Here is a 25,183-nt window from a genome sequence, read left to right on the forward strand (position 1 = left end):
TCACTATCGGAGCGTTCAGACTTACTGTAGCCCAGATGCTCATCCATTTCCGTTTCCATCATTTGCTTGATGGTGCCGCCCAGCAAGTCTTTCAAGGCATCTTGGATATCAGTAGCGCTCTCGATGTTGTACTCTTGGAACAGTTGCTGGATGATGGCTCGCTTGCCATCGGTCATTTCTACTTTGTGAATCTCTTTTTTCTGTCTTGCCATGATAAAAGGCCTCCTATGATTTGATTATAGTTTATCATAGAAGACCTTATATTTTCGGGGAAAGTTAATTTACAGAGATTTTTTCATACTCTCTGTATACCTGCAAAAACATAAAAAATCCGGAAGTTTTACGGTTATATCCACAAAACTTCCGGATTTTTACTTTTCATATGACTGCAAACTATCTTTTAATACTTTGGCTATCTCCTGTCTCAACCCTGCCGGTGCTAAAATTTCAACATGCTCCATATACTGTAATGCCCAATATTTTATCGCATATTCATTGCATTTGACCGTCACCAGTATCTCCCCATTACTCAACGGCTTTACCGAAAAATCCTTGCCAAACCAGTCAACCAGCTGATCCATAAGATATTTTCCCGTCTGAAATTGTACCTCGATGGTGTCACCGCCAAACATATAGATATGCTCCGCCATGTGTCTGGGCAGGTTATAACCATGGGCAAACTCCGCCACCAATGACTTATCCTTAGCTGGCTTATCTACTATAGTCACCTTTTTCATCTTATCAATGCGGTAATGAGATACATTGTCGTAAGGCTCCGTATTGCCAATCAGATAATACCAGCCATTACATACCACCATTTGATAAGGATTGACAACATATGGCTCATCCCGCTTAGGCACCAGCTTAAACGAAGTGTTGTAACGGTTGTAGATAAATTTCACCTGCCGCTTTTTTTCAATAGCATCATTTAATACTTCGACATTCTTCATAACCACGGTATTATCTGAATGCCGCATTTCCGGCAGATTCGCAATGTGTTTGACTTTTGCCTGAAAATAACGGTTTCCCTGCTTAACCAGTTTTTTGATTAACCGCTTCGCCTGACTCTGCGATACTCCCTTCGCAGATAATACACTGTCAATCAGCAAACGTAATTCTGCATCGTCAAAATCCCGTTCCAGCAAATAATAGCCCTTATCCGCAGCAATTTCATAGCCCAATTCCTTCAAAGAGTCAATATTCGCTCGCACGGACCGCCTGTCACAAGTCATGCCATAATTCTTTTCCAGTAACTGAATCATCTCCATTTGCGTCAAACGATGATTCTCATCCGTATATTCTTTCAGAATCTCCAATATCAGCATATTGAGCATTTTCTTATTGCCTGTCGCGTACATCATATCACTTCCTCTTTGCCTTTGTTCTAGGCAAAATCCTCCAATCCTTCATGTTTTCTGATTTTATTTTAGCACGGACAATGTACAAAAAAATGTACCTTGTGCCTGCTAAAATAAGCATAAGATGAATCACCACAACAGAAAAGGAGGCGTTTGCCATGTTATTTTATCAGGTAAAAGTTGCTTGTTCACTCGTTGATAATGGCAAAATGCAAAAAACCTATGAAGAATCACAGAACTCTTGGCATCGGCTAATAGAAGATATAAATGATACGCTCGAAACGGACGCCACCGAATCAAAAACATTTATGACCGTTTACAAGGCTTCTCTGGAGGAACTGTTCTTTATTGCCGTTATTGATTCGCTTGAATCCCCCTCATCTAAAACTCTACTTACATTTTTGGCTGACTGTGTCAGTGAAAAATATGGACTTTCCCTGCAAAGAAAAGCACAGATGAAGGAAATCTCACCGAAAGAAGCAAGAAAGCTTTTGGAAAACAGTTCTCATTTTATTAGCCGCAATCGCTATTGGGATAACGACAATTATAGTCTTGATTATTATAACAACAGAGATTTTCAAATCGCAGAACAGATTTTTGATAAATTTCCCACCAACTTAAACGCTGCCCTTGAAGATGCCCATACATTTATACCGGATAAAACCTTGTTGGAGGAAATCAAGCGTATCTATACCCCCACTCATCCACACAAGTATCAAGGTCATCCTGTACACTATAAACTCTCTGCTGATAATAAAAATTCCGCCTTGCAGCTTGCCACCTGCTTATGCCGCAACCTTTACGCCAATCAACGTCTTGTAAGCCGTTGCATCAGTTATATTTCCGATATTACTGAAGGCTGTTTTAACGATTCAGATATCGAGTCTATTTTCCGACAAAGTGCAGGCGGTACTATTGTCATAGAACTTACGGGAAGCAAAGAAGAACATCAAAACTACACAACTTGTTATGAGGAAGTCGTAAATTTTTTCACCAAACAAATCCGTAAGTATCAACGGAATACCCTCTTTATTCTTGTGGAAAACACACATAATCCCGGCTTTACACACAATTTAATCAGCTCACTACAAGAGGAAATGTTCTTTATTGAAATAAAAGAAGGAACGGGTAATCGGAAAACAGCAGCAAAATATCTGCAAAAATTATTAACTGATGGCAAGATTTCCTATAACACCGAGCAGATAGAATACGTTTTAGGTGATAAGACTGTATTTCGCCCCTCCGATATTTATCAGATGTATGACCGGCTCTATCGAAATAACTTACGTAACAACGCATACACAGCATATAAAGAAGTCAGCCGGGTTACACTTGCCGTCAAAAAGCATGCTGAAAAAGACGCATACAGCCGCCTGCAATCCATGATTGGCCTGCAGGAAGTCAAAAAAGTTATCGAAAATATACTGGACACCTTCCGCGCGCAAAAAATACGTTCTACTATGGGATTAAAACAGTTCCGCCCCAATATGCACATGGTCTTTACCGGCAATCCGGGGAGTGCTAAAACCACGGTAGCCAGATTACTGTCAGAAATTCTTAACAGTGAAGGTATCCTATCATCCGGTGAATTTGTGGAATGTGGCCGTGCCGATTTGGTTGGCAAATATGTAGGCTGGACAGCCCCAACGATAAAGAAAAAATTCCGACACGCCGAAGGCGGGATTTTGTTTATTGACGAAGCCTATTCGCTTGTTGATGACTGTGATGGCTCTTACGGAGACGAAGCCATCAATACCATCGTGCAGGAAATGGAAAATAACCGCGATGATACCATTGTTATATTCGCCGGCTATCCCGATAAAATGGAAAGATTTCTTGAAAAGAATGAAGGTCTGCGCAGCCGCATTGCCTTCCATATAGATTTCCCCGATTACACCCCTCAGGAACTATTGGATATCCTTCACTTGATGGCCAGTGAACAAGAATTGACGCTCGCTGCAGGGATAAATGAAAAATGCCACGAAATATTTAACAAAGCCAGCCAAACAGACAACTTCGGCAACGGCCGCTTTGTACGCAACCTGCTGGAACAAGCACAAATAAAACAGGCCAGCAGAGTTATGCAGGAATACAATGGAAAGGAAATTGACCGCCATATCCTGCTGGAACTGAAAAAAGAAGATTTTGATGTAAATGCAGTAAAGCAGTACCGCCCCCAAAGCCAGCGCATGGGCTTTATGCCCACTGATTCAATGTAATGTATGATATTCTCAAAAAAGCGAGGTAAGAACATGATTGACATGAAACTATGGGAAGAACGTATGACCGATGACATCATAGATGCAAACAGACAAAAAATTTTAGCCAATAAATTTGCTGATGAAGCAGCCCAAAAACTTAACATTTCACCCATAAAAGTTTTCATAGAAAGCCGCCCTTACATAACCATGGAACGCAAGGGAGATAATTGTCTGATACCTTGGAAAAAAGACCAAGATCTTAAAGGAAAGTATCTATGCTCTTTATGGTGGAATATGTTCGATGGCGGGACTGCATATCTCAATTATGATGGCTCGGTTAGCTATCAGGAATCCCATACCGTTTTTGAAACAGGTGCCACTACTAGTATCGATGCCTATCTATCCTATAACCATGAGGATAACACCTTCAAACTTTCAGATATTCCCGATTATGAAACCGGCGAACATTTACCATTCCGCTCGCCGGAGGAATATGATAAATGGCAAGAGGAAAATGACTAACAGAAAAGCACAGGCTCCAATGGGGGGCCTGTGCTTTTCTAGCAGGAGCTCATTGCCACAAAACGTACACATATCACAAAGGTCTCTCATCTACTTCCACAAGTAAAAATATATCTATTATCTTAAATAAACCAATATATTCTATCACGTCCAATATCCGGAAATTTTTGTAATATATCTTCCATCCTATATCCGGGATTTTGGATCATCCATTGCTTAATGGTTTTAATCAGCGTAGTTACGTTTTCTGCTGACCGTAATTTACCTGCATCAATATCCATTTCCACAACAGCATCGTATTTGGTCAAAATGTTATTTTCGCGCCCATGCCCCAGCAATAATTTCCCCTTAAAATTTGTCATGCAATTAAACATAATATTTGCGTAGTGCATTATCACTGGACTATCATGTACCTTTTTGGGTTTTACCCCCATGTAATTCGGGTAAAGCCACTCATTATCGCCTGTATGAATAAATACATCTTTCAAGCAACAGCCAATTTCATTTAACAAAAAGACTTCTGTAAGACCTTGCCAATTCCATTGGCTGATTCTCTTTGGCTGCAACGGCGTGCTATCTGCGGGGAACCAAGTGGTCAAATAGCCTTCCAGTGAATCATTCCGTGGAGTATTCTTCCAAACACTCCACGGAGTAGTAGCTCTTTTCCCCGTACAGCTATTCTGATAAAAAATTAAGTCGTACGGCTCTCCCTTTAGCAATATCACAGTTCTAAGCGGAAAATCAGGAATTTTCGCATTTCCGTCAATTCGTACATATTCGCCACTATCGATAAAGTTCATGATTTCAACCTCCTTATCATGTATATCTTCAATATACCATTAACAATGTGCAAAAAAATACACATTGTATTCCCTATAATAAAAACTTAAAATAAGGATTAAGGAGTCGATTCCATGTTCTTATTCATCATTTACATAGTTACCAAAAAAGAATTCTACGCAGCCACATTTCCTTCCATGTCGATTTTTTCAATCACCGGAGAAATATAAAAAAATAGAAACGAATAATTGCTGAATAATACCTGATAAAAATACATATATAAGAGGGTTGTAATATAGCAATCCCCCCTATATGTACCGCCATATTATTTATGTTCTTTTTATGACGTTGTCAATATCCAATCAGAAACTGCATCTACATAATCCACCTTTTTCTTTCTCTCAGGGTGCCATACTCGTAAAACATTTAACCAGGTATCACCAATTTTCACTTCAGCCTCACGCCATGGCATATCTTTTTTTCCAACTCTTTTAATAGTATTGTTTTTTTCATTAAAACAATCGAATACTTTTTCAATATAATCATCATAATATCTTCCCGTATAAAAAATAATATGTGTTGGATTGATAACCATAATCTCATTTCGCAAAATCTTCAAATTTGCTATACAATGGTCTTTCATAGATTTTGTAGTTGTATCTATATCATGTGAATTATTACATTTAATCATATTAGTAAAAGCTATATACTCAGGCGAATCTACACAAAAAACTTTTTTTACAATTGCACGGGTATAATCCCAATATGCCCACTTTTTTTCATTCCATAATTCTCGACTGTCATCGAAAACCTTTTCTCCAGTAGGTCCATCACTATAGCCACGAGCATTTTTACCTACAAACATTATCCGCTTATCTTGTTGTTGAAACTCATTGCCAACTAGCCAGCAACCCACCGGATTAGACAGCCCTTTATTTTCGTCTTTGCATTTTGAACATTCCGTGCAATTTCCCAAGTGCATCTTCTTATACATCGTAAGTAAATTTTTCTCTATATTGTTGTGTACCGCCATAAGAATTCTCCTCCTTTAATGACTTCAATTATATAAAAATATCTCATCTTTCATTCACAAAGCAACTCCAACTATCAGCATACTGAAGCAGCAATGTTAATTTTTCCTCACGAGTTGCCACGCTCCTGTTATCTTCCACATACTGCCCATCATGATAGGCAATGGCCTGCACTTCTTCCTCTGTGAGCGGGAAACGTGGCGTAATGAGATATAGACTTCTAATGGGCACGCTAAGATAGGTCAGTTCATTATTAAAACGATAAGGCGGGTTGGCTGCATAACCATAAGCCTTTTGCTTTGCTGTAGGCTCATTCTTTATATACTGCGGATTCCCCGGCATCCCGACTTTCCCCAAATCGTGCAGTAGCGCCACAATGACGCAACTCTCGTCACTTATCTCCGGAGCCAGCGTGCTTTTTAGTTTCAACAAGGTTTCAGCAACATTTACACTATGTTCTAAAAGCCCCTGTTCATGGCACAGATGAAACCTCGTCGAAGCTGGCGCTGTCAAATATTCTGTTTCGTTTTCGATATACGACATCAACGCCTGAAATTCCTCCTTCCTGTCCATAACTTTATCCTTCAATTTCTGATAGCGCTTCATCAAGACCATAAGAATGCCCCCATTCAATTTAACAGTCAATAAAATCCGTGGCAATCAGCATGACCTCCACCGTACCAGCCTTATCCGGAGTTCCCATATATCCCCAGATAATATTCGCTGCATCTGTCATTTCAGCCTTTAATTTCATAATTGCGGTATTTATATCATACATGCTCATATCATCGGCACCGATAATATACAAGATTGCCCCCTGTGCCCCTTTGACACTGCGCTTAAGTAACGGACTATTGCAGGCTTTTTCCAGAGCTTCCGCTACATCGCCTTTTTCGCTCGCGCCTACTGCAAACACCGCATCACTGGACTGGCTTTGTCTAAGTATTGTGCTTATATCGGCAAAGTCAATGTTTACATCACCAGTAGTCATGATAATTTTCGTTATCAAAGTAACCGCTCGCTCTAATACAGAATCCGTCAGCTTAAAGGCATTGCTGATTGTTAATTTCTTTGCCTCCGGCAATGTCATAAGTTTGTCATTCTGAATTACAATCAAGGCATCCACTTCTTTTTCCAATTCACGTAATGAATCCATGGCTGTACGGTTACGTTTGCCCCCCTCGAAGGAAAACGGCATGGTAACTATAGCCACCGTCAAGATAGCTTGCTCTTTAGCCAGTTTTGCTATAACCGGCGCAATCCCAGAACCTGCACCACCACCTAAGCCAGCCGTAATGAATAGCATATTCGTATCATTCAACATTTCCCGCAGAAATTTTTCGTCCTGTATCGCCGCCAATTCTCCCTTTTTTCTATCACCACCAGTACCATATCCATTAGTAATACTATTCCCCACTTGAATGCTTGAGATTCCCCATCTGCTCAATCCACATAAAGACCGTGCATCCGTGTTGACAGCTACCATTTCAATATTATCAAACATCTCATTAGCAGCCAGACTTTCCAACACGCTAGTTCCGCCACCACCTGCTCCAACAATTTTAATATTGACAATAGCTTTGCCATATTCATTTGCAATATTTTCATTTTTTATTGTCATATGTCATTCCTCCACATTCAACACACGCTTTTCCTAAAATATATGGATATTATCAGCATAACAGGAAAAATGTACAAAATAATGCACCTCTCTCCTGTTATGCTGATTGCAGAATTTTAACGGACAAAAAAGTTTTCCAATTGCAGAGAAAAAACGCTGCAATTGCAGAAAAATAACATCCACAGTTACAACATCCTTGATTTTATTGCCGTCAAACAACTTTTCCCCAGAAAATCAACAAGTTATCCACAATTTTATCCACAGCACCTCCCTATTCGCTGTTATTTTTCTGCAATAGACGTTAAAAATCTGCAATAACGCCGTTATTATTCCGCAAATACTCCGTCAAAATACTGCAAATACGTTATTCTTCTGCAAACCTGCCCCTGTTTTCACAGGATGATCAGGTTTGATTCACGCCCCTTATTTATAGATTTAGATTTTATTAAACCAAATAAAGAAATTACTCATCATTAGAAGTAAAGCACCAACACTATGAGCAGCCCCTTTGCCAGTATCATGGTGTTGATTTGCAGAGATTTAACGCGCTTGCTATCACCGTTAGATTTTGATATTGTGTTAAACACGAGGTGAAAACATGACCACTCCCCAACAGTTAGAACTGCCATTTTTCTCGTCCATACAATACGCTGCGGCCTATCCGCTCAGAGCGACCTCCAAGCTGGAGAATAATGTCTACTCCGCTGTCCGCTATACCATTCAACAGATGGTCTACTCCGGCACCGAGTTTGAGGTGGACAAAAACATCCATATCCCCATTGATGTCCGCAGTGAAGCCAAACTGCGCAATATTGACGATTGGTTCACGCTCTACCGCAATATCGAACGGGCCATGAACAAGGTTTCCAAGAACGCTTACAAGGAGCGTATTATTCTGGATAATGCAGAAGACAAGGAAAAATACATTGAAGCCGCCATTGTCACCACTACGCATTACAACGCGGAAAGCGGTGTTATCACCGTGACCGTCAATGCCGATTTCGTCAAATACTATGTCGCCATGCTGCTTTCCCGCCCGGAAATTCAGGTACCGCGGGAGTTTGATGCCTTTGCCCGTTCCAGCTACACCTATCCATTTTCCCGCTGGCTTTTCGGTCAGATTGCCATATTGCAGAAAAATAACGAGAATCCTCCCTATAAAATCTCGATTTCCCTTGAAGATTTAATGGCCTTTGTGCCGCCGTCCTCTGCATCTATCCGACCATCTTCCTATAGCCGGGATATTATATCCTCCGTCATTGAAGATATGAATGAAAACGAGTTCTGTCCCGTGACGATTATCAATCCGCACAGTATCGTGTCGCGCCGCACAGGACGCCGCATTGCTGAATTTACCTTTGAAGTGGAAATGCGGCCTTTGGGCGCCAACAAATATCCCCTGCTTACAGCTATTTCCGATAGCGGCCTGATAAACGAGAGTAGTGTGCCTTCGCTGGAATATCTGCACGAACAGTTAAAAAGGTTGGGATTTGCCCAATCCTCGTGGAGCAAGCTGGACAACCAACCTGCCATCTGTTGGAAAGTAATCCTCTACACGCTTGTAAAAATGAAAGAGCACGCCCATGATGCCACGCCGTTTAATCCCGGTGCCTACATTCAGGGCATGTTGAAGCGCCGCTCGGAACAGGCATTGTTGAAGGACAAAAACATAAAGAGCCTTGCACTGGATGTTCTCCGCAAAGCTCCGGAATACGTTGATGAAGTTATTATTGCGACAGCCGGTGTACGCACTGCCGCTGACCAGTTTCTTGCTATGGCTATTCAAAACCGCCCTGTGCCGAAGCAGACTGCGGCCAACAACCAATTCTTACGGGAATTCTTGAAAAAACATTCCTAATCTCTACGTACAAAAAGTCCGATTAAATCAGCATCGCAATGTTGATTTAATCGGACTTTTTTATTTTATCCGAAGGTCAATTCTCCTTTTTCCCCAACCGCACAGATATCCGTCTTAGTGGTCGAGGTAAATGCTCCTTTACGGTCAATATAGAAGCCGTTGGGGTTGGTCAGGAAATGCCAATACTCCTGCACCGCCGGCGCTACGGCGATGGTATGGCGGAAGGAATAGGGCAGAGTGTTGATATAGCGGGCCGATTTTGCGCCCAGATGTACCACCAGCGTCTGACGCACACTGTCCTTGCCGTTGCCGTCAATATAGAGATAGTTCCGTCCATCTTCCATATGGATTAGCACGGGCTCCAAATCCGTCAAATTAGCAGCTATTACCGTATCCTGTCCATTAAGCCGTACACGCACTGCCCCATCCATTTGCACCACTTCAATGACATCCCGCTTGCCATTGTCCTTTAGGGATGTCGTCAGGGGATAATAAGCCGAAAAGGGCTGGGCATAGGCCGCCGCTGTCTGCTGATAAGCTATGTTGAAAAGCTCCGGCTGTTCCCGGAACAGAATCGTAGCCATCAGCAGACCTTCTGCATAGGAAGCAATCTCATAGGGATTGAAGTAGAAGGTAATCCCCCGCGGGTCTAATGTCCAGTTGAGCGTATCGGTTGCGGCTTCTTTTTGCAGTTTGGCCTCCAAGCCGTCAAAACTGCTATGGGGATAATCCTGCCGCAGCTGCTTGCAGATAGCCTTGACCAAGGCTTCCTTATCCTTCACCACCGCTGACAAAGGAATCTTCGCACCGGTCAGCGGGTCGAGATTCACACCCTCCCAGGCATACATGCCGTGCACACCGCTGCTGCCTGTGTATTCCTGCTGCAAAAAACTTACCGCTACGGTATCCGCCCGCCGCATCTGTACATCAAATTCATACGACAGGGGATGATAGTACTTCAAATCATTTTGCCGGAACGCGATGGCCTCACCTTTTAGCTTTTCCTGCACCTGCTGAATTCGCCGCCATTCCCGTTGATTGATTTTTTCAATGGCCTTTGCCAGCTGCGGATAATCGCGGCGAAATTCCGCATTCACCGCCAGCCCTGCCCACTTGGAAAGCAACAGTTCATGCTCCCCGCGGGCGTCACGGCCTGTCTCACACTTTTGATGCACCTGCTTGGAAAAGCCACCCAACGCACGAGTTGCGGCATTGGCTGTGACGGACAGGGACAGCAGACCCACCAGCAAGGCCAGCAGCAAGCTGAAACGAAATGTTTTCTTCACCAATCTCCCTCCATTCACCTTAACTTCAAGGAATCCACCCGCAGCAACAGTTCCTGCAAATGCTCCCGGGTATGCTTTACGCGCAGTTCCGTAAGAGGATGTTCTTTCAGCGCGGTTGTCGTCAACAGACTTAAAAACCGAATGCTGGCCACAACTTTTATTTTGTCCTCCAAGGCGCTGAGCACCGCCTCATCCTGCGTGCCAAAGTACAGCTCCATAATCTGCTGCCAGATATAATCCGTGGTTTCCTTGTGGATGCCCAAAAATTCCATGGCATTATTCGGGTCATCCTCGGTAAAGGCCTTATAGGTCACATAAAGCCCCTGCAAATCGAAGATGGGCTGGCCTGTACACATGGTTTCCATATCAATCAGCATGGGTTCCCCATCGCAGAGCAGCACATTTTTCATCTGAAAATCACCATGAACCACATGGTTATCATCCGGCAGAGCTGTCAACAATTTCCGCAGTCGCTCAATCATTTCCGCTGGCAGATAGTCCTGTAACGCAGACAAAGATTCCAGCATATTGTCTCTGGCCATAGGCAGCACGCCGCGTTCCATTTCCGTAGCATGAACCTGCTTCAGGCAGTCCACATAGAGCTGCATAAGCTCATCGAGCTGCGCTCTATCCGTTTCATATTCCTGCGCCCAATCATTGAAACTTCTGGCCTGCAGCAGCTCAAACACCGAGCCGTACTGATTGCCTACCCGCACAATATCATAGGCTATCGCCGTGGGAATCCCTTTGACAAAGGCCTGCTTGGCCCGTGAATGCTCCCGCTTAATCAGGGGGATGCTGGCTTCGCCCTCCCCATATACCTTGACAATCGTCTCCTCGTCCAGCCGGTAAACCTTGCCAAAAAAGCCCTCCGCAATAAGCTCGCTGCCTTCCAGACTGATTTCCCGATAGGCCTTCTGTACCTCCATAAACTCCGTAAAGCCCGTCATTTCCAGAATATTGTACACTTCCTTGGAAACCTCTATCATGGAAACCGGCTCATGTTTTTGAACTTTTTCCTCCTTGACCACCTGCATGATAACCCGCAGTCCTGCCGACGAAATAAACGTCAGCTTCTTTGCATCAAAGATTACCGCCTGATGCTCCTGTGCCACCCGTTTTTTGGCAATATTACGCCCCACTTCAGCGGCATTGACCGAATCTATTTTTCCTTCCAAGGGAATGACCAATGTAAAATTATCCATGGGAAGCCCCCCTTAACGCCTGCTTTTTTGAGTAAATTCTATTTTTCCCCGAATAATTCCTGCCATTCCTTATAAATCAAAAAAGCAGGAAGTCCCAGCCCTGCTGTAAGACTTCCTGCTCTCCTTATCATCCATTACTGCATACTTACAATATGTCCGTCCTGAGCAATCGTCACCTTGCCTTGATCCAGACTGGCGGTCACATACGCCACCCGGAAATCACTGCCCTGCCGCTCCACCTCGCAGAACTCCGTGTCCGGATGCGCAGCTACTACTGCTTCTTCGGCAATCTCCTCCGTAATGGCAGGTGTGCCCTGCAAAAAGAGCAAACCGCCCCAAACCATAATACCAGCTAACATTCCCAAATAACTTTTCATACAGAACCATCCTTTCTTATCCGTAACCCAAGGTTAGTATACAACTTTACAACCGTAATGTGGATAGTTTTGCAGGAAGTATTCTGTATTCATCTTATGACTTATCCCCTCTTGTCCGTCTTATGTCTTCGTGGTAACATGAAGTCCTAAAGACTTGAATGACAAAGGAGCTTTCCACATGCAATATCTCTACGTTTTTCTGGGTGGCGGCCTAGGCGCGGTCTGCCGTTATCTGGCCACCACAGCCATTGGTGTCCGCTTCGGTATGACGTTTCCTTTTGGCACCTTGTTTGTCAACACCCTAGGCAGTTTCCTCATCGCTCTGATTATGGGCTTCCTGCTGACCATGGCCAAAGCCAATAACCTGCTAACCGAACCACTGCGCCTGCTCTTAACCGTCGGCTTCCTCGGCGGCTTCACTACGTTCTCCTCCTTCAGCATGGAAACCCTGACGCTGCTGCGCAGCGGGAGCATTGTTCTAGCTATCAGCAATATCACCGCAAATGTTGTGCTGGGCTTAATCGCCGCCATCCTTGGCCTTTACCTTGCCGCCATGATTCAAGGTGTAAAACCATGAATGAAAAAGCCACCCTTTTGGAGGGTGGCTTTTTTCGTGCTTATTTTCCTATTGTGCCGCAGGCGCTGCCTGGGGTGGATTGTTGTTGTCTTCCATGGAGCTCTTGGAGGAGAGTTTGCTCTTTTGCTCCGTGATGAAGGCCTGCATGATGATGAAGACGCAGAGCAGTGCGCCGACCACAATCTTGGTCCACCATGCGGACAGCGTTCCCTGGAAGCTGATAAAGGTCAGGATTACGCCCTGAATCAGCACACCGATAAGGGCACCGGGGATAAAGCCCACACCGCCAGTCAGCAGCGTACCGCCGATAACGGAGGAAGCAATGGCATCCATTTCCATGCCCAGACCGTGGAGGTTGTAGCCCGTCAGCATGATGAGGCTGTAGGCCAGGCCGCCCATGGAAGCGCAGAAGCCGGAAATAGCATAAACCATAACCTTGGTGCGGAACACGGGCAAGCCCATGAGGGCTGCCGAGGATTCACTGCCGCCGATAGCGAACACTGCCCGGCCAAATTTCGTAAAGCCCAGCACGATGGCCGCAATGGCAATCATAATGAGCGCCACCACCGCGCCGATGGAGATAAAGCCCACGCCCAAATCAATGCGATAGCTGGCAAGTGCCACCCAGTCAGGATTCACAATCTGAATCGTATCCTGGGAGATAACTGCCGTGAGACCGCGGCAGAAGAACATGCCTGCCAGGGTGATGATGAAGGGCTGCAAATCAAACTTCGTGATGATATAGCCCTGCACCGCGCCAAACACCGTGCCCATGACCAGCACCAGCAGCACAGCCAAGCCAAGGGGGATGCCCGTGTTGGCCAGCAGCCATGCCAGCACCATGCAGACCAGAGCCAGCACCGCACCAACAGAGAGGTCGATGCCTGCAATAATCAGCGTAAAGGTAATTCCAATGGTGACAATAATCAGCGCCGCATTATCGATAAAGAGGTTCAGGAAAACCTGGGGCCGCATAAAGCCCTTATACATGGCCATGCCAGCGCCATAGAGGATGGCAAAGAGGGCCAGAGTTACAAAGAAGGAGAAATACTTGGAAGCAATCATCTGATTGAGTTTACTGGTCATAATTGCTTCACCGCCTTTCCGAATACTGCTTTGGTATCATTTTTCTGCTGGGAATGACGGGAAGCCTTCCACTTGTCAAACATCTCCTGTGCCTTCTTGGACTGAATCAGGCAGATGATGATAACAGCAGCGGCCTTTACCACCGGCAGCTGGTCAGCCGAAACACCCAAAGCGTACATGGTCGTGGTCAACGTCTGAATGGTGATGGCACCGATTACGGAACCACCCACATAGAACTTGCCGCCCGAGAGCAGTGTACCGCCCAAAGCGACCGCAAGAATGGCATCCATTTCCATATTGAGGCCCGCATTATTGGCATCTGCGGCCCGAATCAGGGAGCTTTCAATCAAGCCGGAAACGCCAGCGCAAAGACCGGAAAAAGCATATACCAAAAAGATTACCATGGTAACATTGATGCCTGCGTATCTTGCCGCCGTCGGATTGATACCGACCGACTGCACAAAGAGGCCGATACTGGTTTTTTTCATCAGAATGGCTACGAGCAGCACCATGGCCAGCGCAATAAAGATATTCGTCGGCAGCGGCATATTGGGCAGGAAGCCGGCGATATACTCGAAGGGTTTGTAGTAAACCGTGATAATCTGTCCTTCGGTCATGAGCTGGGCCACACCACGGCCAGCGGTCATTAGAATCAGTGTTGCCACAACGGCCTGAATCTTAAACTTCGCGACCAGAAGGCCGTTCCACATACCGCAGAGAACACCGACACCTACAGCTGCCAGCATGGCAACGCTCATGGGCATTTCAGCCACGCCGTCGCCACGGCCGCCAATCATGGTGCAAACCACAGCGGCGGAAATAGCCACCACGGCACCAACGGAGATATCAATGCCGCTGGTGGCGATGACAAAGGTCATGCCCAAAGCCAGGATAATCAACGAGCAGGAACGGTTCAGAATATCTACCAAGCGGCCATATAAATGACCGTCCTCGGTCATTTGAATGGTCAAAAATCCATCAACAAACAGGGTGTTGAATATGAGCAGTACCGTCAATGCCACCACGGGCAGGAAAAGGGAACTGCCACTAAATTTTTTCAGCATTTCCATCAGGCTGCACCTCCTGCAATGGCCTTCATCACGCCATCGGAACTAATGTCAGAACCGGTAAGCTCTGCCACCTTGCGGCGGTCGCGCATAACCACCAGCTTCGTGCAGGTACGCACCATCTCATCCATTTCCGAGGAAATGAACACCACCGCCATGCCCTTCTTCTTGGCCAGCGAAATGGCCATCTTCTGAATCTCGGTCTTGGTCCCCACATCGATACCGCGGGTCGGTTCGTCCAGAATCAGCAGGTCGGGCTGGGTAGCCAGCCAGCGGGCGATAATCACCTTCTGCTGATTGCCGCCAGAGAGATTTTTCACGAGCTGTTCACGGCTCGACACCTTGATGCGTAGGAGCTTAATGCAGTCATCGGCAATCTTGACCTGTTCCTCATAGGGAATGTGGCGCAGGATGCCGTCTTTGGCCTGCATAGCGAGGATGATATTTTCCCGTACGGACAAATCACCGATAATACCGGAGAGCTTGCGGTCTTCGGGGCAGAAACCGATTTTCTGTTCCATGGCATTCATGGGGTTCTTCAAATGCAGCTTCTTGCCGTTAATGGACAGCGAGCCCTTGTTGATTTCATTGATGCCGAACAGGAGTTCTGCCGTTTCCGTACGCCCGGAACCCAAGAGTCCGGCAAAACCGATAACCTCGCCCTTGTGAATCTGTACATCCACTTCGTTGAGCTTGCCGACTGCGCCAATGCCCTTAGCTTCCAGGAACACCTCGTCACTGGGCACACTCTTTTCAGCAAAATTGTCCATATCCTTAACTTCGTTGAGGTCTTTGCCAACCATTTTGGCGATGAGTTCAAGGCGGGGCAGTTTGGCCGTTTCATAGGCGCCCACCAGTTCGCCGTTGCGCAGGACCGTGATATGGTCGCAAATTTCATAAATCTGGTCGAGGAAATGAGAGATAAAAATAATACCTAAGCCTTGCTTCTGCAGCTGCCGCATAATCTTAAAAAGATGGGCAGTTTCTTCTTCGTTCAGAGAAGATGTCGGCTCGTCCAGAATCAAAATCTTAGCATCCACATCTACAGCCCGGGCAATGGCAATCATCTGCTGCAACGCCACGGAATAGTTGTCGAGTGTCTTGGTTACATCGATATGCACATCGAGTTTGGCCAGAAGTTCCGCAGCCCTCCGGTTGATGGTCTTCCAGTCAATCATGCCGAACTTGCGCGGTTCCCGGCCGATAAAGATATTTTCCGCTACGGTGAGGTTGGAGCAGAGATTGACTTCCTGATAAACGGTGGAAATACCGCAGTCCTGTGCATCCTTCGGGGTCTTGGGATTGATGGCCTTGCCATTCAGGAACACCGTTCCTCCATCCCGAGGATATACGCCAGTCAGCACCTTTACCAAGGTGGATTTACCGGCACCATTTTCCCCCATCAGGGAGTGGATTTCGCCAGCATGCAGGGTAAAGTCCACATTGGACAGCGCCCGCACCCCGGGAAATTCCTTGGTGATATGCCGCATTTCCAGTAGTGCCTGTGCCATAGATGTCACTCCTTATGCGTGAATTAACGATAATAAAGCCGTGTCCGCACACATACGCTGTACGGGCACGGCTTGCATTAGTTTTTCATCTTAGTATTTGCGTTCCGGCAGGGTCTTAGCTGCTACATCAGCAGGGAATACACCTTCGTCAACGTAAACCAGTTTTTCAACTTTTTCACCGGCCAAAATCTTCTTAGCCGTTTCCATCAGGAGTTTGCCCTGAAGCGGGTTGCATTCTACGGTGCAGTTTGCTTTGCCATCAATCATAGCCTGGAACATACCTTTTACGCCATCGATGGAGATGATGGTGATGTCCTTGCCGGGTTTGAGGCCAGCTTTTTCGATTGCCTGAATAGCACCGAGAGCCATATCGTCGTTATGAGCAAAGAGGATGTCGATTTTCGGACCATAGGATTTCAGGAAAGATTCCATAACTTCCTGGCCTTTCTGACGGGTGAATTCACCAGTCTGGGAAGCGAGGATGTTATACTTGCCTGCATTCGGAGATTTTGCCATAGCATCTTTGAAGCCTTCCTGACGGCGGATAGCAACAGAGGAACCAACGGTACCTTCAAGAACAACTACATTGTACTGGCTGCCACCATCACGCGGGGTCTTCTTTTCTTTAGCCATGTATTCGTCAATCCATTTGAAAACGTTGTTGCCTTCTTTTACGGAGTCAGTACCGATTTTAGCAACATAGAGGCTATCATCAGCCAGCTTCACATCGCGGTCAACAACAACGACCGGGATTTTGGCATCTTTAGCTTCTTTGAGAACCGTATCCCAACCCGTTTCTACGATAGGAACGAAGGCGATAATGTCAACGCCCTGAGCGATAAAGGAACGAATAGCTTTAATCTGATTTTCCTGTTTCTGCTGAGCATCCGAGAACTGAACTGGAGGTTGATACCAGCTTCTTCAGCTGCTTTCTTAATGGATTCCGTGTTGGCCGTTCTCCATTCGGATTCCGCACCGATCTGGGAGAAGCCCATGGTAATCTTCTTGTCACCGCCACCGGACTTGCCGTTGTCCTTGGCCTGTTCACCACCGCCGCAGCCGGCAGCTACAATCATCATAACGCTTGCTAGTAATAATGCTATGAGCTTTTTCATCTCATCGTCTCCTTTGCTACATCATGATTCCGTTTGTGATTTCCGCGCCAATCTTCTGCTCCTCCCCCCTTGTGACGCTTTCAGCGCAGTTCGCTTGGTAATGTTGCATCTGTTCTCGTGCACACTTTAAGTTGCACACAATATAGTCTTTTGGCAAAAGTCAGACTATTGATGATGGATAACAACATTTCCGTGCTCAATCACAACCATCTCTGTCTTATACGATACTCTTTCGCACGGCATTTGTCAATAGATTTTTATTCTTTATTTTTGTTCGGACACAAATCTTTATTACTTTTCTTTAGTGTAAAGAAAAGTAACCAAAAGAAAACTGCGGACTGAAATCCCATCACGGGATTTACGTCCGCTGGCGCTCATCCTTGAGCGCCAAGAGCCACCACTAATTCGATGCAAAAGAAAAACCGTCCCCTTGGGGGGGGCGGCGAAGCCGCGGGAGTCCAGTGGACTCCCCGGTGGTGGCAGCCGTTAGGCTGACGGATGAGGTGTTCTTTTACTCAGGTATTCTTCGCAATCACAGCGCCAACGATGGCACCGATAGCAGCCGCCGCGATTTTTTCGTTGCGGTTTACCTTTTCATCATGCTTGCGCTGTTCTTCCAGTTCTTTTTCCCGGCGCTCAAGCGCATCCTCGCGCTCTCTGGCTTCACGATAGCGCTCATAAGCAGTCTTCTTGCGGTGTTCCCGTTCCCAATCTTCACGGCGTTCTTTTTCGTACTGCTCCCGCTCGTGTTTTTCCTTCTCGTATTTAAGCTGACGGACTTTTTCTTCATGGCGGGCCTGTTCCTCGCGGCGTTCCTGCTCAATCTTATCCCGCTTCTCCATATGACGGCGATGTTCCTTACCAACATCCTCCCGATATTCACGCTCATTCCAGGAGGATTCATAACTTGCCGCATAAGCTGGGGCGGCCAACGTACTCCCCAGAACGCTAAATGTCATTAAGCCAGCCATCACGCCGCCTACTAACTTTTGCCACCTCAAACTTTTCATCACTATCGCTCCCATCCTGTCCAAAATTCTTCTCTAATTGAATAAAGGTTGACTATGCTTATAGTATACACAGTCAACCTTTGAATGTCTTTAGAAAGCGATTAAATTTTGATTAAAAATCCGCAAGCACCTGTCATCACTTTATCTTCTTGCCGTTACGGAAAATGACTTCACACGATACTTTTTGTTATTGCGAATATATCGCTCATCACTGCGACAGAAAAAGGAACATGGCACGTAGCCATACTTCTCATCCCTGCGCAGGAAAAGATGTGCATATGACTCATCCACCAAATCATACAACAAGAAATCCGCCCTTATCCGGCTTCGATTTTTCTGCGAAAACTCTATGATGATATCCCCCGACTTCATCCGTTCAATCATCCCGTTAAGACGATGAAACATTTGCATCCGCTCATACATTTCATCAAGGAACTTACTTTCCTCTATCGAGGAATATGTTAATTTTCTGGACATCACCCGGGTATAGAGATACCTTGGACGAGCAATATGTTTTACATCCAGCAATTTATGGAAACCAATCAAATGATAAAAATGCTCCGGCAAAAAATAAAAAGACAGTTCTATGACCTCGTCCTTATAAACTGCCGTAATATGATAATCCTTATCCAACAGTTCACTATAATCTTTAGCTGCTTCGTACAATAAATCCATATCTTCCCCCACAAACACAAAGGGCAACGCCTTAACGGCGCTGCCCCCTGCAATGTGCTTTTCTCTTTAGAAGAAACATTCTCCCTATCCGTGACATGGCTCAACACTAACCTGCCGAAACCTCGCTGACTACATCCACGGCGATGAACCTCAAGCTCAAACGGTTAGAAACGGATTGGCTACCGCCTCTGTACATATAAAGTATATCATGAGCGGGCCTTAAATACAAGAATTTCCCGCTCAAAACAGCCCCAATGTTTTCAGCACAAACACCCAGCAGAATATGGTAAAGCACGACAACCCTGTGGTATACACGACGCAGTTCCCGGCCAAATCCGCATCACTTCCCATTTGCTGTGCCATGGCGAAGCTGGCCACGGCGCAGGGGGAGGCAAAGATAGCCAAAAGTGTCACGAGTTCAATATCCCGAAAACCCAAATAAATCGCCAGACTCAGTGCCACTGCCGGCACGATAACGAGCCTTGCCGTCACGCAACTGATGAGCTGGGGCAGATGATTGTGAAAACTCCCACCCTTGAAGGATGCGCCCAGGATAATCAGCGCCACTGGTGTTGTGGCCGCCGCCACCTGCCCAATCCCTTTGAGCACCGGCTTGGGCACGGGGAAGTCAATAAGCCGCAGGATAACAGCCACAATCGCCCCCATAATCATGGGATTTTTGAGAATGCCCAGCAGAATCGGCCACAGGGCAAAACGCCCCCCGCGGAAGGTTTCCAGCACGAACACTGCCAGCACGTTATAGATGGGCACAATCACCGCAATCATCATGGACGGAATGGCCAGTGCCGAATCACCGAAGATATTGCCGACAATCGGAATGCCGAACAGCACGAAATTGCTGCGGAAGATGGCCTGAATCATGGCTCCCCGATGGCGATTGTCCTTGTCAAAAAAGCAGGTCAGCATGCCCGCCAGCAGGCATACCAGCAAGACCCCCGCGCCGCCGAACAGCATCAGGTAAGGCCGCACCGTATGGGCCAAATCCGTGGTGTAGATGTTATAAAACATCATGCAGAAGAAAAACAGAGTAAAGACCATGCGGTTGGTATGAGCCAGTTCCGAGTCCGTCATAAGCTTCAGCTTTTTAATGACCAGCCCCATAAAGAGCAGGGTAAAGAGCGGCACTACGGCCCCTACCGCTACCCAAAAATTATTCATCATATCCATTGACTTACCACCGATTTCCTTTCTGCCAAAAATCCGGCGTCAGCATAACCAGCAGGGTAAACATTTCCAAACGGCCAAGCAGCATAGAAATGCACAGAATGCTTTTGCTGAACACCGATAAGCCTGCATATGTGCAAGTTGCCCCGGCAATGCCGAAAGCCGGGCCAATATTGCCCATGGTGCTGACGCTGAGGCCCAGGGCATCAAAAACTTCAATACCATCCAAGGTCAACAGCAGAGCCCAAAAAGCGATAAAGAAGATGTATAAAAAGAAGAACTGTCCTACCCGCCGCAGGGTTTCCTCACTGACCCGGCTGCCGTTCAGACGCACTTCCACCACCCGGCGAGGCGAAAGTTTCTGATGCACCACAGCCCAGGCATTTTTCAGGAGCACCAGCACCCGCACCACCTTTATACCGCTGGCGGTGGAACCGGCACAGCCCCCGCACATCATCAAAAGCAAAATGATGCCCTTGGAAAAAGGCGGCCACTGCTCAAAGTCCGCCGACACAAAGCCCGTAGTGGACAGCGAGCCCACCTGAAAGGCCGCATAGCGCAGAGCATCCCCCAAGGCGAGCGGCATCGTCGCCGCAAGGTTCAGAAACACCAGCAAAATGGCCAGCCCCTGAATCCATAAATAGGCCTTGAACTCCGAATTGCGCTTGATAACCCCGGGGCCCTTCTGCCAGATACGATAATAGAGGCCAAAGTTGCCCCCCGCCAGTATCATAAAGAAGGTCATCCACCACTCAAAAGCCGGACTGTCAAAATGCATGGCACTATCGTCGTAAGTCGAAAAGCCGCCGGCCCCAATGGTACTCATGGCATGCGTCAGTGCCTCATAGGGTGTCAGCCCGCAGAGCATATAAACCGACGCCGCCACAAATGTAAACATCAGATACATGCGGAAGAGTACCTTGGTCATATCCTTCAGCCGGGGCAGTACGCGTTCTTCTGTCGGCCCGGTGGTTTCTGCGTTGTACATATAAACAGAACTCTGCCCGGTCTGGGGCAGCAGGGCGATAAATATCACGATAATGCCCAACCCGCCAAACCAATGAGTCATCATACGCCAGAAAAGAATGCTGGCAGGCAGCCCCGACAGACTGTTAAACACTGTAGCCCCAGTGCCGGAAAAGCCGGAAATGCTTTCAAACACCGCATCCAACGCATTGAGATAGCCGCCGCAGACATAGGGAAGCATGCCCAAGCCGGTTGCCAAAGCCCAGCCAAAGCCCGTAATAGCAATGCCCTCGCGCATGGATAAATCCGTTTCCCTCTTGCGGCCATTGGCTTGCAGAACCAAACCGACCGAAGCACTAAGCCCCAGCGCCACCGCAAAACCGGAAACACTGCTCTCAAGATTCCACAAAGCCATGGCAAAGGGGATAAACATGGTGATGGTTTCCGCCATGACCAGACGGCCCAGCACATAGTAAATAATGCGTATATCCATCCCTTACCACCTCTTTTGGAAACTGCGCCGGCCCATGTCCAACAGCACCAGGAAGGAAAATATTTCCACCCGGCCCATGACCATCAGCAGACTGCAAAAGATTTTGGCCCAATCCGGCAGAATATGCAGATTCTCCAGCCCAAACAGTGCACTGGATGCACCGGTACTGGTCAGGCACCCGGCCGCCAGCCCCAAAGCCTGTATAATGCTGATGCCCGACAGGGAAAGAATCATGGCAAAGACGAAAAACGCCGTCATGTAGAGATAGAAAAAGGCCAAAATTCGTCCCACGATTTTATCCGGCACCGGCAGCTTATCCACCTTGATGGAAAGAACCATGCGAGGATGCAAAGTACGGCGCATCTCCGCCCAGGTCAGACGGAAGAGCACCAATAGACGCATGATTTTCAGCCCTCCGGTTGCCGAACCGATACAGCCGCCCACGAACACCAGCAGGAAGAGCACATAGCGGTCAAAGGATGGCCAGAGCCAAAAAGGTGCCGCTACAAAGCCATTGGTGGAAATAAAGGACATGGTTTGGAAAAAGCCATAGCGCAGGCTCTCCACCCAATCATAGGTTCCCGTAACATAAAGATGTCCTGCCAGAACCGCCCCGGTTATCAAAACCACCCGCAGGAAATTGCGGATTTCCGTATCCTTTAAGAGCCACAAGATACTCTTGATTTTCCAGGCCTTCCAGACGAGCAGCAGACTTAAACTGGACATGAGCATAACCGCCATGGCCGCCAGTTCCAGAGCAGGATTATTGTAATAAATGAAGGCATACACGGAAGAACCACCGCTGGAGGATATGGTCACCATGGCCCGCAGCAGCGACTCAAAGGGATTCAGTCCAGCCAGATAGAAAACCCCCGCCGCCAGCACCGTCAAAACGGCATAAACAGTCGTCCCCTGCCGGGCCGACTGGGCCATTTTATTCCAGACAGGACTGAAAAATATGGACTGGCGGGCCGATAAAGTCAGGCCAAAACAACCGCTGACCTGCGGCAGTACCGTAACCATCACCACCACAAAGGTCAGGCCTCCAAGCCAGCTCATGACGCTGTGCCAAAGTATCAGCCCCCGCGGAAGCTCCATGCGGTCATAGGGCAGACAGGAAAGCCCTGTGGTCGTCAGCGAGGACATGGCCTCGAAAAAGGCAGACGGAAAACTGGGAAATATCCCGGAAATGGCATAGGGCATCAAACCGATAATGCACATCAAAAACCAGACAAAGGACATGAAGTACACGCCCTCCCGAATGGTAAGCTGCCGTCCCCGGTGCTCGCTGGAACCCATTTTTATCATCACGCGCCCCAGTCCATAAGCAAAGGCCGCTGGCAGCACAAAAAGCCACGCTTCTGTATCGCCCCAGATAAGCGTGACCAAAAAGGGCACGATAAGTGCCCCTGCCATAAGTATAGACATCTGCCCCATCAGGAGCCAGAAGAGTTCCAAGCCGTTTTCCTTTTCCATGCGCATACTCTTGCGACCTTAGGCACAAGCGCCTATTCCTTTCCCTTGAAATACTTGATAACCTGCTGTGAAAACCGGGTCTGGATAAAGAGGATGGTTCTGTCTCCAGGCTGCAAAACCGTATGACCATTCGGGATGCTGGCTTCGCCGTTCCGCACATAAGCACAGACCAGACATTCCCGCGGAAGGTTTACCTCCATCAGCTTCTTGCCGGCCACCGGCGCACCTTCCTGTACGATAACTTCCACGGCTTCCGCCTTGGCCCCTTCGAGCAGGGATACGGATACTACCCCGCCGCGGCGAGCAAAGGCCAGCACCTCACTGGCCGACAGCAATCGTGCCGACAAAACGATATTGACGCCAACTTTCTCCATCAGTTCCACATACTCATTGCGGGACACACGCACGACCGTCTTGGTCTTATTGCCGGACAGATGACGGGCCAGCAGTGCCAGCATGAGATTCAGCTTGTCATCCTCCGTCAGGCACACCACCACATCAGCATGGGCCACATCCTCTTCCACGAGCAGGTCAATATCCGTGCCATCCCCGCAGATGGCAATGCCGTTGGTGAGCATTCCCGCCATGAGCTGACAGCGTTCCCTATCCTGGTCAATGACCTTCACATGAACGCCCTGCTCATCCAGCTGCTGGGCCAGCGCCCGTCCTGCACGGCCGGCACCAATAATCAGCACCCTATGCAGCTTGCGGGCATCCCGCTGCACAAATTTCTGGCTGAACTTCTCGATTTCCTCGGGTATCCCGATAAAATAGGCATTGTCATGGGGCTGGAAGCAATCATCACCATGAGGGATAATCATGCGATGGTCGCGGAAAATCATTCCGGCCAGCACCCCTTTTGGCAACTGAATATCCTTCAGCGGAATCCCTGCCAAAGAGGATTTGCGCTGGATTTTCGTTTCAAAGAGCCGGATTTTCCCGTGCGCAAAGTCTTCCACGTCCAATGCTGCCGGGGTCATGAGAATCCGGTTGATTTCGTTGGCAGTGATAAGCTCGGGATTGAGCATCACATCAATATCAAAATTTTTCTTGAGATAATCCTTGGCCTCCGACATGAACTTCATATCACGGATGCGGGCAATGGTATGCTTGATGCCATGTTTCTTGGCCAGTACACAGGCCACCATGTTCACTTCGTCACTGGCCGTCACCGCAATGAGAATATCCGCATCCCTCACATCCGGGTCGTCCATGGTAATGGGGCTGGCGCCATTGGCCGCAATCGTCAGCACATCCAGCGTATTCTTGGCCGCCTCCAGCTGGCTTTCGTCCTTGTCGATAACCACCACATCAAATTGTTCCTTGGACAAAAGCTCGGCAATACTGTACCCCAGCTTCCCGGCTCCCACAACAATAATACGCAAATTACACCCTCCCCGCTGGCAGTCAATCTTTCATACTTTTTTCAGTTTATTATAACGCCATTCTTCAGCCTTTGTCGATAGACAAAATTCATCCATAAAAAACCCGCTATGCTCATAACAAAAATAAATATTGCTAAGTTTGCCTTATTATAAACATTTATATGACCAGATTACAAAAAAACCGTCAAAAATCGCTAAAATCCGTCAAAAACAGGCGAGATTTTTATATAAAGCTCCTTCACTGGGAATAATTCCATGTGAATTAGGACTTTTGGGCAATATCGGTAACTTTTACTACTTCACAAGGAGAGTTTCATAGTGTATACTGTATATCGAGTTGTTAAGGATTTACTCTATTCCTTTGCTTCGCTAACAACAAGGAAACATAAGTTACCGTC

23 protein-coding genes and 1 pseudogene are annotated in these 25,183 nt (G+C 47.1%); 4 read left to right on the forward strand and 20 right to left on the reverse strand.

Annotated features, from left to right (window positions below; all coding sequences use genetic code 11):
• Positions 1-212, reverse strand: a pseudogene (locus T320_RS05115) (IS256 family transposase); the annotation flags it as partial.
• A gap of 159 nt (positions 213-371) precedes the next feature.
• Positions 372-1,358, reverse strand: a complete 987-nt coding sequence (locus T320_RS05120) for a helix-turn-helix transcriptional regulator (RefSeq protein WP_037353653.1) — start codon at positions 1,356-1,358, stop codon at positions 372-374.
• Between the two features lie 158 nt (positions 1,359-1,516).
• Here T320_RS05120 and T320_RS13890 point away from each other — a divergent pair, with 158 nt between their 5' ends.
• Positions 1,517-3,577 (forward strand): AAA family ATPase, encoded by a 2,061-nt coding sequence (locus tag T320_RS13890; protein WP_051608605.1) that lies wholly within the window; start codon positions 1,517-1,519, stop codon positions 3,575-3,577.
• Between the two features lie 33 nt (positions 3,578-3,610).
• Positions 3,611-4,081, forward strand: a complete 471-nt coding sequence (locus T320_RS05130; RefSeq protein ID WP_037353654.1) for a hypothetical protein — start codon at positions 3,611-3,613, stop codon at positions 4,079-4,081.
• A gap of 122 nt (positions 4,082-4,203) precedes the next feature.
• Here the strand turns inward: T320_RS05130 and T320_RS05135 are convergent, their stop codons facing one another.
• The 4 genes from T320_RS05135 to T320_RS05150 all read right to left on the reverse strand — a co-directional run bounded on the left by T320_RS05135 (position 4,204) and on the right by T320_RS05150 (position 7,513).
• The gene (locus T320_RS05135; RefSeq protein ID WP_037353655.1) at positions 4,204-4,881 is read right to left on the reverse strand and encodes a hypothetical protein; all 678 of its coding nucleotides are present in this window, start codon (positions 4,879-4,881) and stop codon (positions 4,204-4,206) included.
• Positions 4,882-5,201: 320 nt separating this feature from the next.
• Positions 5,202-5,894 carry a hypothetical protein gene (locus T320_RS05140; RefSeq protein WP_037353656.1) on the reverse strand — a complete coding sequence of 231 codons (693 nt, stop codon included), beginning with the start codon at positions 5,892-5,894 and terminating at the stop codon, positions 5,202-5,204.
• A 43-nt stretch (positions 5,895-5,937) separates the two neighbouring features.
• A complete protein-coding gene (locus tag T320_RS05145; protein WP_037353657.1) occupies positions 5,938-6,507 on the reverse strand; it encodes an HD domain-containing protein in 570 nt (189 codons plus the stop codon).
• A 19-nt stretch (positions 6,508-6,526) separates the two neighbouring features.
• On the reverse strand, positions 6,527-7,513 hold the full coding sequence (locus T320_RS05150; RefSeq protein ID WP_051608606.1) for a cell division protein FtsZ: 987 nt from the start codon (positions 7,511-7,513) through the stop codon (positions 6,527-6,529).
• Positions 7,514-8,111: 598 nt separating this feature from the next.
• On the opposite strand from T320_RS05150, the gene T320_RS05160 reads away from it, so the two are divergent.
• Positions 8,112-9,371 carry a hypothetical protein gene (locus T320_RS05160; protein ID WP_037353664.1) on the forward strand — a complete coding sequence of 420 codons (1,260 nt, stop codon included), beginning with the start codon at positions 8,112-8,114 and terminating at the stop codon, positions 9,369-9,371.
• A gap of 65 nt (positions 9,372-9,436) precedes the next feature.
• Here T320_RS05160 and T320_RS13895 read toward each other — a convergent pair whose 3' ends face one another.
• From T320_RS13895 to T320_RS05175, 3 genes are all read right to left on the reverse strand, one after another.
• Positions 9,437-10,657, reverse strand: coding sequence for an RsiV family protein (locus T320_RS13895; RefSeq protein ID WP_051608607.1), 1,221 nt, complete (start codon positions 10,655-10,657; stop codon positions 9,437-9,439).
• A gap of 14 nt (positions 10,658-10,671) precedes the next feature.
• On the reverse strand, positions 10,672-11,862 hold the full coding sequence (locus T320_RS05170) for a phosphotransferase (protein WP_037353666.1): 1,191 nt from the start codon (positions 11,860-11,862) through the stop codon (positions 10,672-10,674).
• A 134-nt stretch (positions 11,863-11,996) separates the two neighbouring features.
• Positions 11,997-12,239, reverse strand: a complete 243-nt coding sequence (locus T320_RS05175) for a hypothetical protein (protein WP_037353668.1) — start codon at positions 12,237-12,239, stop codon at positions 11,997-11,999.
• Between the two features lie 178 nt (positions 12,240-12,417).
• Between T320_RS05175 and crcB the strand changes: the two genes are divergently transcribed.
• Positions 12,418-12,816, forward strand: coding sequence for a fluoride efflux transporter CrcB (crcB, locus tag T320_RS05180; RefSeq protein ID WP_037353669.1), 399 nt, complete (start codon positions 12,418-12,420; stop codon positions 12,814-12,816).
• A 48-nt stretch (positions 12,817-12,864) separates the two neighbouring features.
• Here the strand turns inward: crcB and yjfF are convergent, their stop codons facing one another.
• From yjfF to trkA, 11 genes are all read right to left on the reverse strand, one after another.
• Positions 12,865-13,902 (reverse strand): galactofuranose ABC transporter, permease protein YjfF, encoded by a 1,038-nt coding sequence (gene yjfF / locus T320_RS05185; protein WP_037353670.1) that lies wholly within the window; start codon positions 13,900-13,902, stop codon positions 12,865-12,867.
• A complete protein-coding gene (locus T320_RS05190; protein ID WP_037353672.1) occupies positions 13,899-14,972 on the reverse strand; it encodes an ABC transporter permease in 1,074 nt (357 codons plus the stop codon). The genes yjfF and T320_RS05190 overlap by 4 nt, the downstream gene beginning before the upstream one ends.
• Positions 14,972-16,480, reverse strand: a complete 1,509-nt coding sequence (locus T320_RS05195; RefSeq protein WP_026759674.1) for a sugar ABC transporter ATP-binding protein — start codon at positions 16,478-16,480, stop codon at positions 14,972-14,974. Before T320_RS05195 ends, T320_RS05190 begins: the two co-directional genes overlap by 1 nt.
• A 90-nt stretch (positions 16,481-16,570) precedes the next feature.
• Entirely contained in the window at positions 16,571-17,341 is a 771-nt protein-coding gene (locus T320_RS05200) for an ABC transporter substrate-binding protein (protein ID WP_369793430.1), read from the reverse strand.
• Positions 17,278-17,595, reverse strand: coding sequence for a hypothetical protein (locus T320_RS14930; protein ID WP_231465851.1), 318 nt, complete (start codon positions 17,593-17,595; stop codon positions 17,278-17,280). The genes T320_RS05200 and T320_RS14930 overlap by 64 nt, the downstream gene beginning before the upstream one ends.
• Positions 17,596-18,110: 515 nt before the next feature.
• Entirely contained in the window at positions 18,111-18,605 is a 495-nt protein-coding gene (locus T320_RS05205; RefSeq protein WP_037353673.1) for a hypothetical protein, read from the reverse strand.
• Between the two features lie 141 nt (positions 18,606-18,746).
• Positions 18,747-19,280: a PBECR4 domain-containing protein gene (locus tag T320_RS05210; protein ID WP_156032750.1), complete on the reverse strand. Its 534-nt coding sequence runs from the start codon at positions 19,278-19,280 to the stop codon at positions 18,747-18,749.
• A 240-nt stretch (positions 19,281-19,520) separates the two neighbouring features.
• Complete coding sequence (locus T320_RS05215; RefSeq protein ID WP_026759670.1) at positions 19,521-20,462, reverse strand: AEC family transporter; 942 nt, start codon at positions 20,460-20,462, stop codon at positions 19,521-19,523.
• A 10-nt stretch (positions 20,463-20,472) separates the two neighbouring features.
• A complete protein-coding gene (locus T320_RS05220; RefSeq protein WP_037353677.1) occupies positions 20,473-21,924 on the reverse strand; it encodes a TrkH family potassium uptake protein in 1,452 nt (483 codons plus the stop codon).
• A 3-nt stretch (positions 21,925-21,927) separates the two neighbouring features.
• Positions 21,928-23,400, reverse strand: a complete 1,473-nt coding sequence (locus tag T320_RS05225) for a TrkH family potassium uptake protein (RefSeq protein WP_037353679.1) — start codon at positions 23,398-23,400, stop codon at positions 21,928-21,930.
• A gap of 32 nt (positions 23,401-23,432) precedes the next feature.
• Positions 23,433-24,785 (reverse strand): Trk system potassium transporter TrkA, encoded by a 1,353-nt coding sequence (trkA, locus tag T320_RS05230; protein WP_026759668.1) that lies wholly within the window; start codon positions 24,783-24,785, stop codon positions 23,433-23,435.
• Between the last annotated feature and the right edge of the window lie 398 nt (positions 24,786-25,183).

Origin of the sequence: Selenomonas sp. FC4001 (genome assembly GCF_000701565.1) — a bacterium.
Lineage (GTDB): Bacteria > Bacillota > Negativicutes > Selenomonadales > Selenomonadaceae > Selenomonas_A > Selenomonas_A ruminantium_B.

Coding starts and splice junctions, on each gene's coding strand:
- T320_RS05120 (WP_037353653.1), bottom strand. CDS start 1,358: ATGTACGCGACAGGCAATAAGAAAATGCTCAATATGCTGATATTGGAG.
- T320_RS13890 (WP_051608605.1), top strand. CDS start 1,517: ATGTTATTTTATCAGGTAAAAGTTGCTTGTTCACTCGTTGATAATGGC.
- T320_RS05130 (WP_037353654.1), top strand. CDS start 3,611: ATGATTGACATGAAACTATGGGAAGAACGTATGACCGATGACATCATA.
- T320_RS05135 (WP_037353655.1), bottom strand. CDS start 4,881: ATGAACTTTATCGATAGTGGCGAATATGTACGAATTGACGGAAATGCG.
- T320_RS05140 (WP_037353656.1), bottom strand. CDS start 5,894: ATGGCGGTACACAACAATATAGAGAAAAATTTACTTACGATGTATAAG.
- T320_RS05145 (WP_037353657.1), bottom strand. CDS start 6,507: ATGGTCTTGATGAAGCGCTATCAGAAATTGAAGGATAAAGTTATGGAC.
- T320_RS05150 (WP_051608606.1), bottom strand. CDS start 7,513: ATGACAATAAAAAATGAAAATATTGCAAATGAATATGGCAAAGCTATT.
- T320_RS05160 (WP_037353664.1), top strand. CDS start 8,112: ATGACCACTCCCCAACAGTTAGAACTGCCATTTTTCTCGTCCATACAA.
- T320_RS05170 (WP_037353666.1), bottom strand. CDS start 11,862: ATGGATAATTTTACATTGGTCATTCCCTTGGAAGGAAAAATAGATTCG.
- T320_RS05175 (WP_037353668.1), bottom strand. CDS start 12,239: ATGAAAAGTTATTTGGGAATGTTAGCTGGTATTATGGTTTGGGGCGGT.
- crcB (WP_037353669.1), top strand. CDS start 12,418: ATGCAATATCTCTACGTTTTTCTGGGTGGCGGCCTAGGCGCGGTCTGC.
- yjfF (WP_037353670.1), bottom strand. CDS start 13,902: ATGACCAGTAAACTCAATCAGATGATTGCTTCCAAGTATTTCTCCTTC.
- T320_RS05190 (WP_037353672.1), bottom strand. CDS start 14,972: ATGGAAATGCTGAAAAAATTTAGTGGCAGTTCCCTTTTCCTGCCCGTG.
- T320_RS05195 (WP_026759674.1), bottom strand. CDS start 16,480: ATGGCACAGGCACTACTGGAAATGCGGCATATCACCAAGGAATTTCCC.
- T320_RS14930 (WP_231465851.1), bottom strand. CDS start 17,595: ATGAAAAAGCTCATAGCATTATTACTAGCAAGCGTTATGATGATTGTA.
- T320_RS05205 (WP_037353673.1), bottom strand. CDS start 18,605: ATGAAAAGTTTGAGGTGGCAAAAGTTAGTAGGCGGCGTGATGGCTGGC.
- T320_RS05210 (WP_156032750.1), bottom strand. CDS start 19,280: ATGGATTTATTGTACGAAGCAGCTAAAGATTATAGTGAACTGTTGGAT.
- T320_RS05215 (WP_026759670.1), bottom strand. CDS start 20,462: ATGATGAATAATTTTTGGGTAGCGGTAGGGGCCGTAGTGCCGCTCTTT.
- T320_RS05220 (WP_037353677.1), bottom strand. CDS start 21,924: ATGGATATACGCATTATTTACTATGTGCTGGGCCGTCTGGTCATGGCG.
- T320_RS05225 (WP_037353679.1), bottom strand. CDS start 23,400: ATGGAAAAGGAAAACGGCTTGGAACTCTTCTGGCTCCTGATGGGGCAG.